The organism is Flavobacterium sp. GW821-FHT12A05, from assembly GCF_058807735.1.
The window spans coordinates 71,062-84,855 of the sequence record NZ_JBXAQY010000009.1; the positions used below are offsets into that span (position 1 = coordinate 71,062).

Genomic DNA, 13,794 nt, shown 5'->3' on the forward strand with positions numbered 1-13,794 from the left:
TTTTAATTTATGTTTTCTGCAATATATTTTCCTCTAAGTATACAATCATCTGTCCAATAGTATTTCCATTGTCCAAATCTACCTGCCAAAATAATATCGCCAAATTTGTTTTTTACTACATCTTTTTTACTCCAATCTGTAGCAGGAGTTAAATCATCATTTTCTCGTAATAATCCAAAATCTGTTAAATAATCGAGAATTGTATTTAATGATTTTTGTCTTTTATGGTCAAAAATAACATTAGCATATTTAATATAGTTTGTATTAGCCTCTTCTATACAACTTTCATTTTCAACAAGCCCCATCTCTACAAGCTCCTCTGCAACTTTTTTACAAATTTGTTCAATTGTTTCTTCTTGTTCTTTATATCTTGAAAAATAAACTTCTACCTGAACTCCACATTTCCCTTGAATTCCATTATCAGGAGATAATAATTCCGTAAAATTTATTCGAGTCGCATATTTATCATCATCATAGACATACAACCAATGAGAATTAATTACTGCCGGATGATTAACCACAAAATTTAACAGCAGAAGTTCTGAACATGCTAAATCTTTGGCAGCATCTTGTATCTCGTCAGGGGTATCAAGAAATTTTACAAATTCAGGTAAAGGGAGTGTATTAATAAGTTTAGAATACTTTTGTTCGGTGCCATCAGTAAAATAAACGGTTTTATAATTTAAATCTATTTTATTAACGCATTTGTTTAATTGAACATTCATGTTCTTTCTCAAAAGGTTCGAATAACTATAATATCCTCCTGTTTTTGGATATCGAACACTTGTTATGTAATGTGTAGATTCATCAAGCGGACCCTCAAAACCTTTTTTAACTGTTTCCACATCTGGAAAAAAGACTCGATCCCCAACCCAATCTGTAGACAATTGTTCAGGATTTAATGTCCAATATTTTTTTGTGTATTTTTTCACAAATTCATTCGAAAATTCATCACCAAAAGCTAATTTAATCCACTCATCATAATTAGCTGGCTGAACATGATTATCTATGTTTTTTCTAGTTTTCAAAAAGTCAGTGAGACATTTTGATCTTGTAGGTTCTGGAACTGCATATAAATTAGACTGAGCCGGATGTGCTATCCAATGCCCTTTATAATAATTAGTTGGAAAAACCGGATATTCTAAAAATTCTCCTTCTACACTTAAACTGAATAAGTCTTTTACATATTGATGTTTTGTAAAAGAAACATGTGGGCCCTCATCCCATGTAAAGTCATTTATCTTGTGTGAATAAATATGGCCTCCTGCATAACTGTTCTTTTCAACCACCAGACAATCATGTTTCAAGTGGTAAGAACAACTTATACCAGCTAAGCCAGCACCTAAAATTAATATCATACCTCTTTGCCTTTATATTTTAATACTAAACCAGCTTCAATAGTAATTTTAGGCTGCCAATTCAATTTTTCTTTTAATCTACCAATAGGAGCACATGCATGATTGGTATCTCTCGCTCTGGGAGGATAGGCTCCCCAATCTGCATTAATTTTTCTTTCTGTAATCTGCTCAATCTTAGCAGCAATTTCTCTTAAATTATAAGCTTTTCCGGTACCTAAATATAATTCTTCTTCATCAAGAAGTGCAAAATTATTGCTCAGATGAACAAAAAAGTCAACAACATCATCAATATGAATAAAGTCTAAAAACTGAAAACCATCAGACATTTTTACTGGCTCTTTAGCATCTACTGCATCAAATAAAATATCCATTATTTTTTTTTGACTATCAATTCCGCCATAAATAGAAAAAGGCGTTACATTTACCACCTTAAATTTACTAATCTCAGAATAATATTTAAGTATAGGTCTAAATGCTGATTTAGTCGCAGAATATAAGTAGGTGGGATTGATTACTCCGTCATTAAAATGAAATTCTGAGAAACTGCCAACATTTATAAAACACTTTAATTGTACACTCTTTAACGCGTTCAATAATCTTGTTCCAAAAGTAATATTTGAACATATTAGTTTCTCTATGTCTTCAATTTCTGCTCTTGAAGTAAGGTATGATGCTAAATGAATTACTAAATCTGGCTTTACCGAAACAATATTTTTCTCTAAATTCGAATCATCTTTTATAACAACTACTTCTTTTGGTAAATTTGAAGTATTTCGGGTAATAGCAAATAATTTATAATTTGTCTGTCTTAAAAATGCAGAAATTAATTTTTTTCCGACATATCCGGTAGCTCCGGTTATAATTATATTCATTAGAAATACTTTTTATTGACATCAAAATCTTCAAAAGAGATATCACGTGAAGAAATTATAGGATCCAGAACAGGCAAATTAAATCCAAAAGAATTCCATTTTACGCCTCCTTCATTTTCTTTATTTTGTATCGTTGTTGTATGATATTCAACAATTGTATTATTTTCTAAAGACAGGAAGCCATGTGCAAACCCTCTGCCGATATATAATCCTTTTCTATTTGCATCAGAAAGCTCAATTATAAAATATTTACCATATGTGCCTGAAGTAGATCTTAAATCAAGAACTACATCCAAAATTGATCCTTTAACAACGTAAACCAATTTTTCATGATCATTTGGACTATATTGAAAATGCATTCCTCTAAAAACATTCTTATGTGAGACCGAATAAAAACTTTCAGCAAAATTCCATTCTAAATTGTTCTCTATAAAAGTATCTTTATGGATTGTCTTAACAAATTCACCTCTTTCATCTTTAAACGAATTGTAGTTCATTATAAACAAATCATTAAAAACAGTAGATTCAATATTCATAAAATTATATTTATTGTAAAAAAGATTTTATCTGTAAATCTGTAAACAGGCTAATGTTATTTCCTTTAAAAAATTCTCTATACCAATCCATAGTAATACTGACGGCCTGTTTAGCATTCATTTTAGGGTTCCATTTTAGTTCTACAACGGCTTTACTGATATCAAGTTTTAATAATCCCGCTTCATGAAGTTGATCTTCTGTCTGTTCTACTACATATTCACCTTTACCCCAATTATCTATTGCCAATTGCAACATTTCTTCAACTGGTAAAGCATCTGATAATTGCGGTCCGAAATTATACGCCGCACTATATTTTACAGGATCTGAATATAATTTTCCTCCCAATATCAAATATCCTATCACCGGCTCCAAAACATGCTGCCATGGCCTAACAGATTGAGGATTTCTAATTGTTACCGGTTTTCTTACAGCAAATGCCTTTGCGATATCTGGAATTAATCGGTTTTTAGACCAGTCACCTCCACCAATTACATTACCTGCTCTGGCTACTGCAAGAGCTTTTTTATGCTTATTATAATTTTTTATATTAAAAAATGAATTTCGATAAGAATCAATTACTAATTCAGCACAGGCTTTACTGGCACTGTAAGGATCATAACCTCCCAATCTGTCATTTTCCCTATAAGGGTAAATCCATTCATAGTTATGATATACCTTATCGGTAGTAATTAAAACAACACTGCAAGGTTTTTCAAGTAGATTAACTGCATCCAAAACATTAGCAGTACCAATTACATTTACTTCAAAAGTCTCTGCAGGAATTTCATAAGATAAGCGTACTAAAGGCTGTGCTGCCAAATGAAAGACAAAATCAGGCTGAAAAGAGACTAACTCTTCTTTCAATCGCTCTTTGGTTCTCAAATCTGCTATAACAGAATTACAGATTGTTTCTCCGTTAATTAAATAAAATAAATCGTCTTTGGTTTGCGGAGCCAGAGCATATCCTTTTACTTCAGCTCCCAGAAGAGCTAGAGTTCTTAACATCCATGAACCTTTAAATCCCGTATGGCCAGTTAAAAAAACTTTTTTTCCTTCGTAGGTTTTTTTCAGCTGATCAAATAATGATGCTACCATGTCTTCCATTTTGCGTTACCAGAACTCCACATAGCTTCTAATTCAATTCTATCTCTTAGTGCATCCATGCATTTCCAAAAACCTGTATGTTTATAGGCCGCTAGCTGCTGATCTTTTGCGATAGAACCCAATGGTTCTTTTTCCCATTGTGTATCTTCTACATCTCCTTCAAGATATTTAAAGATTCCAGGTTCCAAAACGAAAAAACCACCATTTATCCACATTCCATCACCAGCTGGCTTTTCAATAAAACTATCAACTTCACCGTTACTGCCAATTTCTAAATTACCAAAACGTCCCGGAACTTGTACACTTGTTAAGGTTGCCAATCTACCATGTGTTTTATGAAATTTAAGTAATTCAGATAAATTAACATCCGCTACTCCATCTCCATAAGTAAGCATAAAAGTTTCATCTTTAACATATTTTTGAATACGCTTTAACCTTCCTGCTGTATTTGTATACAAACCCGTATCTATCAAAGTAACTTTGAAAGATTCTGTTTCTGAATAATGGACATTAATATTATTGTTGGCCAATTCAATCGTTACATCAGAATTATGCAAATAGTAATTATAGAAATATTCTTTGATATAAGTAGCCTTATAGCCCAGACAAATTATAAATTCATTATAACCATGCTGCTCAAACATTTTTAAAATATGCCATAAAATAGGTTTTCCTCCAATTTCAACCATTGGTTTTGGCCTTGCTTCTGTTTCTTCCATAAGGCGAGTACCAAAACCACCTGCAAAAATTACTACTTTCATGTTTTATATTATTATTTATCTTTAAATTTCAACTGAAACATTATCTGTTAAAGGATAGCTGCAACATAATAAATAATCATCTTTATCCAAATCATGTCTTTCTTTTGAAAGTCCAATCATTCTCAATTCTCCGATTTTTAATTTGCCCTTGCAAGTGTTACAACTTCCCGTCTGACATGAATATGGTAATTCCATTCCAAGATCAAGAGCAGCTTCTAAAATGCTTTTACCTTTTTCAACTTCAACAATGGTAGTGGTGCCCTGAAAATTAATATCCACATTATGAGTTTCTATATCTTCAAAATCTGTTGGATTTTTAACCAATTCGAAATCTTCTGAAAAAATATTATCTTCAGGACATTTCAAAACATTCAAAGTTTCTTTAATTGTGCTCTTTAAATCATTAGGGCCACAAATGTAATGCTTCGTTGTTTGTAAATCAATATTTTTGAATATCTCGTAAATAAAGTCTTTACTAATACGTCCACTCTTTACTAAATGATGATTTTGATCTTCACAGTGTTGAGAATGCAGATACCAAACCTGTAAATTGTCTGGATGTTTATCAATCATTTCTTCAATTAATTCAGAAAATATTGTCGATTCAAAGTTTTTGTTTCCATAGATAAGATTCACTTTTAATTTTGAATCCGAAGCTAAAATTTCCTTCATGATAGAAATTAATGGTGTAATTCCACTACCCGTTCCCCAAAAGTAAATTGTATCAAAGTTTTCATCTTGTTGATAAACAAAATCGCCCATAGGCTCCATTACTTCAATTATATCATCAATTTGTACAACATCATGAATATAATTTGAGAAAATTCCTCCGGGAACACGTTTAATGGTTATTTCTAAAAGAGAATCACAAGAAGGCGCTGAAGAAAAAGAATATGGTCTTGAATATTTCCTGCCATTAATTCTGGCAGACAAAGTCAGGTATTGGCCTGCTTCATATTTTATTTTCTTAAGTCCAGGCTGTTTGAAACAAAGCGTAATTGTATCGCTTGTTTCTTTCCTTATACTATAAACTTTTAAACTATATTTTTTCATTTACTAATAATCTGATACTTAGTAAAAATTGATTTTAAAATTAAAAAAAAGCTATGAAATTATTTTTAAATACACTTCTCTGGAAACAGATAAGTGATCTTTTATCTTTAACAATTTCGTTTCGTCGTCATTTAAATATGCCTCCAATTGTTTTTTCAAACCTGGCTTAAATTCTAAATCTGCAGTGTTATCAAATTTATGTTCTACAACTGCAACTGTACCTTTTTCCTGAATACTGATACCTTCCATAGGTTTTAAATAAATTCGGCGTTTTTCTGTCAGTAGTTCTACTGCCCACCTTCCTGCACTTTCCCAATTGGATAAGTAACTAAATAAAACGCCATTTTCTGTAATTCCTGCCCCAGTAAAATTAGTTTTAGAATGCCACTTTAAAGTTCCTGCTTTAGAATAAGCCTGCCACAGTACTGGTTTACCAGCTAGATAAAATGCAAGATCTACAACATGTGTAGAATTTGCAAAAAACCAATTTTCTTTAACACCTGGTGCCTTTGTTAACGGTTCTATTATGTGCGACCATTCCGTAAACTCAAAATGCATTGTTTGTAAGCCACCATCTTCCTCAATTAATTTATGAGCTTCTTCAACTGATGCATAAAACCGTCTATTATAAGCAACAAAAATATTTTCTGAAAATGCTTTTAACTTATCCTCGTTTTCAATTAATTCTTCGATACTAATTGCTGCTGGTTTTTCTATGAGGACTTTGTGTGCACCGCCTTTCAAAACTAAAAGAAGTGAAGACATTAAGGCCTCTGTTCCTGTAGTAATTACTGCATAAGTGTTAAGAGGTAAAGTATTACTCTCTAGATATTTTTCAAGTCCTCCAACAAATGGTTTTATTCCAGTTACAGATTCGAATTTCAAGGCTGATTCTACTCCTCTTCCAACTATTTGAAAAGGAATACTTTGAGCTAATAATATCTTTGCATAATCTAGAGCCATAGGACCAGTTCCTACTATTAATATTGTTTTTTCCATTATGTAACAGGCAGGATACAGGAATTCAATCCTGTAATTTTATTATATTTCACTAACATTTCTCTAATAAATAATTCATGCGTATTTCTGGCATCATCAAATGTTGGCAATAAACAAAAATTATTTTCAAACAACTCTAACGCAATATTTGTTGTCAGCTGGCTTTGATATTGAATATTAAATTCTTGATTTTCAATTTTAAATGAATTATTCTGTGCAAGTTCATAAATTTTCGGTGTACCACCTTCCTGAATAACAAAACGTTGTTCACTATTAAAGATTGCTATAGATAGAGAACTTAGATTACCTTTTAATGAACTAATACTAAAAAATGAGTTATCTGATAAATGTCCAGTTAATGTTCCTGTAAATTCAACAAATCCAACTCGAGAACTTTCCAATAATTCATCATCAACAGAATTTATATCGATATCTATAATTTTATGTCCTGATAAATAAACAATTAAGTCTAAGAGGTGTAATGCATTACAACCTAATCCCCAGTTACCTCCAACAATACTATAAATACTTTGTACGTTGGTCTCCATCTTTAACTTAAGATCAGCATATGATTTAAACATTCTTCGCGGATGATTAACATAAGTGATTACATCATGTTTAAGCAATAATTCGTGAACTCGCTGGTAAGCTTCTAATTCTTGAAAAAGTACTTTTTCTAAAATTAAGAAATGCACTTTATGTTTTGAAAGCAACTGGTTAATAATTGATTCTCTAATGTTTGCATTTGTTGCAATAATTACAATATCAAAAAAGACAGGTAATATATCCCAAGATTTTGTATAAACTATTTTATGATTATGATTAATTTCTTTCTCTCTTTCTTGAGCGATTTTTAAAGAATCAATTGACAAATCTAATACATAGATTTCAATTTGTTCTTCTAATTTTACTAAGCCCTGAAGATGTCGACTGCCTAATTGACCAGCACCGATTATTAAACTTGTTTTCATATTGCAGTCCAGCCTCCGTCTACAATTAAATTTTGACCTGTAATATATTTTGCATCATCTGATAATAAAAATGATACTGATGGTGCTATATCGTCTGGATTACCCATTCTACCCATTGGGACTTTTTTCTCATAATTAGTCACAAAAGTCTTGTGTTGGTTATCAAAAATTCCTCCTGGAGATACGCAATTTACCCTAACTCCTTTTCTTCCAAAATAGGATGCAAGATATCTTGTAAAATTTATAACTCCACCTTTTATAGCTGAGTATTGTGCTGCTGTGCCAATACTTGTATTTTCATAAATGGTAAAATCATTTCCAACTACACCATATATTGAAGCCATATTGACAATAGCTCCTTTAGTCTTTAATAACTCTGGCATTATTTTCTGAATAAACAAAAAAGTAGTATTCATTTGTATGTCTACATTTGTCTTCCATGAATCATAACTAATGTCTTCAAATTTACTACCCCAATCCTTAGTTCTTGGATAGGCATTATTAACCAGCCCATTTATTTTTCCATAAAAATCAACAACTTCCTTTATGGCTTTTATAATTGATTCTTCCGAGGTTATATCAACTTTCACAGTATTTTTATCAAAATCTGTTTCAACATCGATATCTGCATTAATAGCAATTGCCTCTTTTGTAATAAGATGATTTATAATTTCTTTGCCTAGTAACCCTGAGCCACCTGTTACTATTATTATTTTATCTTTTAGACTATTCATCGTTTAAGCATATTTTTAGATTTTGTATAGAGTCTTTAAAAGAATTCATCGGTGTTGCTTTCTGTTTTAAACAGTTTATGAAATAATCCAATTGCAAAACGTATGTATCTTTAATATTAAAATCTGATGCCTTTAGTAAATATTCATCAGCATCATTTTTAATCTCAGCTTTAATTATATCAATAGTCCAAGTTTCATTTTCAAAAACAATTTCTATCTCACGTTTAGGTTTTCTTCTGTAATAATTCAAAATTATATTAGCTGTAAAAGAATCATACTCTAATAAAAAATTAGCGTAATCGACAGCATCAATTTCTAAAGTTGAAGTATTTTTTAAAACAGACTTGCTTTTATTAGGCCAACCAAACAGCCAGGTAGTATAATCTAGTTCATGAAATAAATCTAAATGTACACCCCCACCCATCGATTCATTGGCACTGTATATTGATCTAAAATCTTTTCCGGGTCTCCAGTCTGGCAAATACGAACCACAATATACGTTAAGCTCATTTATTCTTAAACTTTCGCTACTCAGCTTCTTTTTTAGAAAAGTAATACAAGGATGAAATCTCAAATTGCAGGCTACATAAGTTACTAACTGTTTTTGCTCAATTAAATCGATTAATCTTTCTACATTTTCAAGAGAATGCACAGCTGGTTTTTCTATAAATAACGGAATATTTCTTTTAGCCAAAATTTCAATAAATCGATAATGTAAATTTGATGGATTAGAGATGATTGCAAAATCAATTGAAATAAGAAGATCACTTAAATTATAAACATTTTCAATTCCTTCTTCAATTTCAGCGTTTGAATTAGAACGTAATGCAAAAATTTTAGCATCAATTTTTAGAAATTGTAATGCTGCAATATGTTTTCTTGCAATAGATCCCAGACCAACTATTAAGATATTCATAATTCAAAATCAAGCTTATTGTTTTCCAATAAAAATTCCATAAACAAAAAGTCAATGGGATGATCTAAATCAAAACATACATGATCCATCTCATAAATTAAAGATTTATCAGTGATTGCACTTTTTGCACCAGAGTCAAAGAAAGATCTCCTATACCAATAAAATGAAGCATTCAAGTCATATACCTTTGGTGCAGATTGTCGAGTCATAAGTGTTCCATCAGGATTAGTTTTTACTAACGAATAAAAACCGCTCCCGTTCTCTTCAACCATATTAAAATATGGGTTTCTGGCAGCAGGATTTACTGAAAATAAATTTTCTGCCTCTGGTTTTGCAATAATCAACGCTAATGCTTTTTCAACATCCTCTAAAGTCCTTAATGGAGATGTTACATCAAGGTCGAGAATAAAATCATATTTCTCATTAATCAAAGATTCTTCATAAAGAAGTAAATCTTTAATAGTATCAATTTTACCTGCTGCATCAGTAGCTAAGTAATCTGGTCTTATGTAACTAGTAAACAAATCATAAGACTCTACCACCGTCTTTATTTGTAGATCATCTGTAGATAAAGCAACTTTGGCTTTAAATTTTGACTTTATTTTATTTGTCAACTCAATAGTATAGGCAATAAGTGGTTTACCATTGATAACCTTGATGTTTTTTCCAGGTATCCCTTTAGAACCACCTCTAGCGCATATAGTTACTAATACTTTCATTTTAAAATTTTATATTTTGAATATCGACATGAGCCTTCTCAAAATCTTCATGTTTTCCAACATCTAACCAATAACCCGAAAATGGAAAAGAAATTACCTTTAAATTATTTTGAATTAATTTTTCCATTAAATCTGTCGCATTAAAAAAAGTATCTTTAGGAATAAAACTTAACATTTCCTTCTTTATTAGATAAATTCCGCCATTTGAATAATAGGTATAAGTTGGTTTTTCTTTAAAACTTTTCACTTTTCCATCATTGGTTTCCAAAACGGCGTATGGAATATTTACTTGATACGGAATGGTCAACACTGCCAAATCAGCATCTTGCCTTAAAAACTCAAGAAAAAACTGTTCATAATCAATATTTGTTAATAAATCCGAATTAGTAACAAGAATATAGTCATGCTTAAAATTATCAATTTGAGATACGGCACCTATTGTTCCTAATGGTTCGTTTTCCCAAACATACTTAATCTTAACATTTTTTTCATTTCCATCCCCAAAATGACTTTCAATCTGTTCTCCTAAATATTTTACAGAGACCCAAAAATCATCAATTCCATATAATGCTAATCTGTCCAAGTTGTGCTCCATTATTGCTTTATTACCAACTTTTAACAGTGGTTTAGGAACTACATCTGTTAAAGGTCGTAATCTTTGTCCACGCCCACCCGCCATAATAATGGCATCAATAGGTAAATAAGATCTGATTTTCCGGAAATTAATAACATTAACAACCTTATGATTTTCATCAAGTACTGGAACAATTCTAAAAAAACTATCGCGATATTCAATAATTTTTTCCAGATTATTCTCTCCTTTAGTAATGTATCGCGGATTACCTTGTATAATTTCATCGATAACACTGTCAACAGTAAAACCTTTTATTAATCCACGTCTCACATCACCATCAGTAAGTGCACCAATTAATTTATCCTCAGTATCAACTACAAAAAGAATAGCATCTTGAGACAACACATCTAACAAAATCAATGCTTCTCTAACTCTACTCCCAGAAAGAATTAAATGATCTTTATAAATCCTCATAATGATTATTTTTTTTAAATTTTATGAAATAATTTTTATGTTATTTTTTTGAAGATCATTACTAATCCTTTTTAACACCTCATAAATTTTTATACTTGCATTACCGTCCCCATATATATTTTTATTATCTAACTTCGGTAATTTTTGAACTCTTTTAATTGCTTTAGAAATTTCATCTTTATCTATTTTACTATTTATTACATTATCTCCAGTTTCTCTTCCTAACTGTCTATTGCCAAGATTTATAACATATTTTGAAAAAGAGGCAGCCTCAACGATACCACTCGATGAATTTCCAAGAACTAAAATACTATTTTTTAAAGCAGTGTAATAACCTTTCGACCCCAATGATTCAATAAGACAAATATTCTTATTCTTATCTGCAGCTTTATGTAAGGCCTCTCTAATAACACCTCCCATTGTATCTGCATTAGGCATTGTTACTAAAACACTATATTCTATATCTATTAGTAGATTTTCAATAATTTGAGCATATTCTTTATTCTTTTCATACTCTACTGTTTCAGGATGAAAAGTAAACAGGATAAAAGGTTGATCTAAATCAAAGTTAAAAATTTCTTTAAATTCAATTGAATTATAAAGCTTTGTATCATTGACATTATCAATTGCTAACGATCCTGTATGGTAGATATTTGTTGTTGAACCTGTAATTTGTTTTACTCTTTCTGCATTATTCTGAGTATTAGTAAAGTGAAATTTAGCCATTAATGATAAGGAATGTCTATATACATTATCAATCGCTCCTAATGTTTCTTCACCTCCACTAATATGAGCAATAGGTATATTGAAAGGGATCGAAGCAGATATAGCTGCAAACATTTCATACCTATCACCTAAGCAAAGAATCAAATCAAAATGGTTCATAGCCCAAAAATCTGCAAACTTTATGTGAGCATTACCTATTGTTTTAGCAATATCTTCCGGAGTATCTCCTTTCGGTATTACATCTATTTCTTTAAATACGCTGTATCCTGAATCTATTATATCAGTTATTGTATAACCATGTGCTTGGGAAAGATGAGTTCCAAAGACTATTAAGTTAGCGTGAACTTCTTTTTTATCTGCAAGAATATTCAAAAGAGGTTTATAAAATCCAAAATCAGCTCTAGAACTAGTTAATACCGCTATTTCCATTCTATATTATTAAAATGCAAAAGAGTATCTTCTCTCAAATCTTCTTTTGCAATACACCCAACAATTTCACTAATAAATTTTGGATCTATCCCATTACCTGGTCTCTTAACTACTAAATCATCGAACTCTAACACTTTACCTTTTTTAATATCTTTTCCTAAATGAATACTCTTTCTTGCGATGTTGATATTCTTTTTTTCTGACTGAGTAGGTAATTTTATTCCCGTTCCTATTGCTTTCTCAATATTACGAATAGAACTTACTAAACTTTTCAATTCATCTGGTTCTAATGAAGCTTTATGATCTGGACCTTCTAACAAATTACTTGTTGTAAAATGTTTTTCTATAACTCTTGCTCCCATTGCTACTGCCGCAACAGAAACTTCTATTCCTAATGTATGATCTGAATAACCGACATTTACTCCAAATGCATGTTTTATTGTCAACATAGCTTTAAGATTCACATCATGCATTGGCGTAGGATATTCGGTATTGCAATGAAGCACAGTGATATTTTCTTTTTGTGTACCGGCATCAATTAAAATTGCCAAAGCATTTTCTATATCCCCCAAAGTTGACATCCCTGTTGAAAAAATAATTTCTTCATTAAATGAACCAATTTTTTGAAGATAGGGAACGTTTGTTATTTCACCTGAAGGAACTTTCCACAATCCCATTTGCATGGTTTTAAGAAAATCAATACTTTGCATATCAAATGGTGTAGAAAGAAACATAATATCTTTCTCTTCGCAATAAAGTTTTAATTCGTCAAATTGATCAAAACTTAATTGTAATTTCTTAACCATCTCTAATTGGCTCTCATTCTGTCCTGTTGTTGTTTTCTGATAATCAGCTTTTTCAGCATGTTTAGAAATTACATTTTCCGCAATAAAAGTTTGAAATTTAACTGCATCTACTTTAGCAGCTACAGCAACATCAATTAACTCTTTAGCAAGTTTCATACTTCCGTTATGATTAACACCTGCTTCAGCAATTATAAAAACCTTTTCTTTATTTACTACCATCTATTTTTTTTATTATTTTAGCAGGACATCCTCCAACAACTGTAAAATCAGGAACATCCTTATTCACAACTGAATTAGCTGCAACTACACTGTTTTTTCCTATGGTAACGCCAGGTAAAATAACTGAATTTATACCTATCCAACAACCACTTTTTAGCCTTGTAATGGCCACGTTATATCCTTGCTCTTTTATTGGTTTACTTATATCCTGAAAATTATGAGTACTACTATAAATTGCAACATTTGGCCCTAATAATACATCATCATCAATATAAATAATTGAATTTTTATCACCTGGCAAACTGCCTAAGGTTGTTCCGTTCGGTATAATAACATTTTTCCCAATTACCACATTTTTTGTCCCTATAATTGTACAATAGGGCCTAATTTCAGAATTTTTACCTATTTGTCCGATTTTACGTTTTTGAAACCATAATCTGGAAGTTTTAAAAAACAACAACCAATGTGTTAAATACATGTCAGGACCAATCTTAGGATAAAATAGGATAAATTTAAGATGCTTAAACATTTGAATAATTTAT

The 13,794-nt window shown here is 30.9% G+C and carries 15 protein-coding genes; all 15 read right to left on the reverse strand.

The genetic code is table 11. The features are described from left to right. Window positions 1-2: 2 nt before the first annotated feature. From AC1RRQ_RS20115 to AC1RRQ_RS20185, 15 genes are read right to left on the reverse strand one after another with little or no spacing between them, the layout of a single operon-like run. Window positions 3-1,358, reverse strand: coding sequence for a protoporphyrinogen/coproporphyrinogen oxidase (locus AC1RRQ_RS20115; protein WP_493024786.1), 1,356 nt, complete (start codon window positions 1,356-1,358; stop codon window positions 3-5). Next, the gene (locus AC1RRQ_RS20120; protein ID WP_493024787.1) at window positions 1,355-2,230 is read right to left on the reverse strand and encodes an NAD-dependent epimerase/dehydratase family protein; all 876 of its coding nucleotides are present in this window, start codon (window positions 2,228-2,230) and stop codon (window positions 1,355-1,357) included. The genes AC1RRQ_RS20115 and AC1RRQ_RS20120 overlap by 4 nt, the downstream gene beginning before the upstream one ends. Beyond that, window positions 2,230-2,766: a dTDP-4-dehydrorhamnose 3,5-epimerase family protein gene (locus AC1RRQ_RS20125; RefSeq protein ID WP_493024788.1), complete on the reverse strand. Its 537-nt coding sequence runs from the start codon at window positions 2,764-2,766 to the stop codon at window positions 2,230-2,232. The genes AC1RRQ_RS20120 and AC1RRQ_RS20125 overlap by 1 nt, the downstream gene beginning before the upstream one ends. Window positions 2,767-2,776: 10 nt before the next feature. Next, window positions 2,777-3,862, reverse strand: coding sequence for a CDP-glucose 4,6-dehydratase (gene rfbG / locus AC1RRQ_RS20130; protein WP_493024789.1), 1,086 nt, complete (start codon window positions 3,860-3,862; stop codon window positions 2,777-2,779). Continuing rightward, the gene (gene rfbF / locus AC1RRQ_RS20135) at window positions 3,856-4,632 is read right to left on the reverse strand and encodes a glucose-1-phosphate cytidylyltransferase (RefSeq protein WP_493024790.1); all 777 of its coding nucleotides are present in this window, start codon (window positions 4,630-4,632) and stop codon (window positions 3,856-3,858) included. Before rfbF ends, rfbG begins: the two co-directional genes overlap by 7 nt. 21 nt (window positions 4,633-4,653) lie before the next feature. After that, window positions 4,654-5,685 carry an FAD-binding oxidoreductase gene (locus tag AC1RRQ_RS20140; RefSeq protein ID WP_493024791.1) on the reverse strand — a complete coding sequence of 344 codons (1,032 nt, stop codon included), beginning with the start codon at window positions 5,683-5,685 and terminating at the stop codon, window positions 4,654-4,656. Window positions 5,686-5,736: 51 nt separating this feature from the next. Continuing rightward, the gene (locus AC1RRQ_RS20145; RefSeq protein WP_493024792.1) at window positions 5,737-6,684 is read right to left on the reverse strand and encodes a Gfo/Idh/MocA family oxidoreductase; all 948 of its coding nucleotides are present in this window, start codon (window positions 6,682-6,684) and stop codon (window positions 5,737-5,739) included. Next, window positions 6,684-7,655, reverse strand: a complete 972-nt coding sequence (locus tag AC1RRQ_RS20150; RefSeq protein WP_493024793.1) for a Gfo/Idh/MocA family oxidoreductase — start codon at window positions 7,653-7,655, stop codon at window positions 6,684-6,686. The genes AC1RRQ_RS20145 and AC1RRQ_RS20150 overlap by 1 nt, the downstream gene beginning before the upstream one ends. Then, a complete protein-coding gene (locus AC1RRQ_RS20155; protein ID WP_493024794.1) occupies window positions 7,652-8,389 on the reverse strand; it encodes an SDR family oxidoreductase in 738 nt (245 codons plus the stop codon). The genes AC1RRQ_RS20150 and AC1RRQ_RS20155 overlap by 4 nt, the downstream gene beginning before the upstream one ends. Further along, on the reverse strand, window positions 8,382-9,305 hold the full coding sequence (locus tag AC1RRQ_RS20160; RefSeq protein ID WP_493024795.1) for a Gfo/Idh/MocA family protein: 924 nt from the start codon (window positions 9,303-9,305) through the stop codon (window positions 8,382-8,384). Before AC1RRQ_RS20160 ends, AC1RRQ_RS20155 begins: the two co-directional genes overlap by 8 nt. Next, on the reverse strand, window positions 9,302-10,024 hold the full coding sequence (locus AC1RRQ_RS20165; RefSeq protein ID WP_493024796.1) for an acylneuraminate cytidylyltransferase family protein: 723 nt from the start codon (window positions 10,022-10,024) through the stop codon (window positions 9,302-9,304). The genes AC1RRQ_RS20160 and AC1RRQ_RS20165 overlap by 4 nt, the downstream gene beginning before the upstream one ends. A gap of 1 nt (window position 10,025) precedes the next feature. After that, complete coding sequence (locus tag AC1RRQ_RS20170; protein WP_493024797.1) at window positions 10,026-11,072, reverse strand: nucleotidyltransferase family protein; 1,047 nt, start codon at window positions 11,070-11,072, stop codon at window positions 10,026-10,028. Window positions 11,073-11,093: 21 nt separating this feature from the next. Beyond that, on the reverse strand, window positions 11,094-12,227 hold the full coding sequence (neuC, locus tag AC1RRQ_RS20175; protein ID WP_493024798.1) for a UDP-N-acetylglucosamine 2-epimerase: 1,134 nt from the start codon (window positions 12,225-12,227) through the stop codon (window positions 11,094-11,096). Continuing rightward, the gene (gene neuB, locus AC1RRQ_RS20180) at window positions 12,218-13,252 is read right to left on the reverse strand and encodes an N-acetylneuraminate synthase (protein WP_493024799.1); all 1,035 of its coding nucleotides are present in this window, start codon (window positions 13,250-13,252) and stop codon (window positions 12,218-12,220) included. The genes neuC and neuB overlap by 10 nt, the downstream gene beginning before the upstream one ends. Continuing rightward, on the reverse strand, window positions 13,239-13,781 hold the full coding sequence (locus tag AC1RRQ_RS20185; RefSeq protein WP_493024800.1) for an acyltransferase: 543 nt from the start codon (window positions 13,779-13,781) through the stop codon (window positions 13,239-13,241). The genes neuB and AC1RRQ_RS20185 overlap by 14 nt, the downstream gene beginning before the upstream one ends. Window positions 13,782-13,794 lie beyond the last annotated feature (13 nt).

Coding starts and splice junctions, on each gene's coding strand:
- AC1RRQ_RS20155 (WP_493024794.1), bottom strand. CDS start 8,389: ATGAATAGTCTAAAAGATAAAATAATAATAGTAACAGGTGGCTCAGGG.
- AC1RRQ_RS20185 (WP_493024800.1), bottom strand. CDS start 13,781: ATGTTTAAGCATCTTAAATTTATCCTATTTTATCCTAAGATTGGTCCT.
- rfbF (WP_493024790.1), bottom strand. CDS start 4,632: ATGAAAGTAGTAATTTTTGCAGGTGGTTTTGGTACTCGCCTTATGGAA.
- rfbG (WP_493024789.1), bottom strand. CDS start 3,862: ATGGTAGCATCATTATTTGATCAGCTGAAAAAAACCTACGAAGGAAAA.
- neuC (WP_493024798.1), bottom strand. CDS start 12,227: ATGGAAATAGCGGTATTAACTAGTTCTAGAGCTGATTTTGGATTTTAT.
- AC1RRQ_RS20120 (WP_493024787.1), bottom strand. CDS start 2,230: ATGAATATAATTATAACCGGAGCTACCGGATATGTCGGAAAAAAATTA.
- AC1RRQ_RS20140 (WP_493024791.1), bottom strand. CDS start 5,685: ATGAAAAAATATAGTTTAAAAGTTTATAGTATAAGGAAAGAAACAAGC.
- AC1RRQ_RS20125 (WP_493024788.1), bottom strand. CDS start 2,766: ATGAATATTGAATCTACTGTTTTTAATGATTTGTTTATAATGAACTAC.
- AC1RRQ_RS20150 (WP_493024793.1), bottom strand. CDS start 7,655: ATGAAAACAAGTTTAATAATCGGTGCTGGTCAATTAGGCAGTCGACAT.
- AC1RRQ_RS20170 (WP_493024797.1), bottom strand. CDS start 11,072: ATGAGGATTTATAAAGATCATTTAATTCTTTCTGGGAGTAGAGTTAGA.
- AC1RRQ_RS20115 (WP_493024786.1), bottom strand. CDS start 1,358: ATGATATTAATTTTAGGTGCTGGCTTAGCTGGTATAAGTTGTTCTTAC.
- AC1RRQ_RS20165 (WP_493024796.1), bottom strand. CDS start 10,024: ATGAAAGTATTAGTAACTATATGCGCTAGAGGTGGTTCTAAAGGGATA.
- AC1RRQ_RS20160 (WP_493024795.1), bottom strand. CDS start 9,305: ATGAATATCTTAATAGTTGGTCTGGGATCTATTGCAAGAAAACATATT.
- AC1RRQ_RS20145 (WP_493024792.1), bottom strand. CDS start 6,684: ATGGAAAAAACAATATTAATAGTAGGAACTGGTCCTATGGCTCTAGAT.
- neuB (WP_493024799.1), bottom strand. CDS start 13,252: ATGGTAGTAAATAAAGAAAAGGTTTTTATAATTGCTGAAGCAGGTGTT.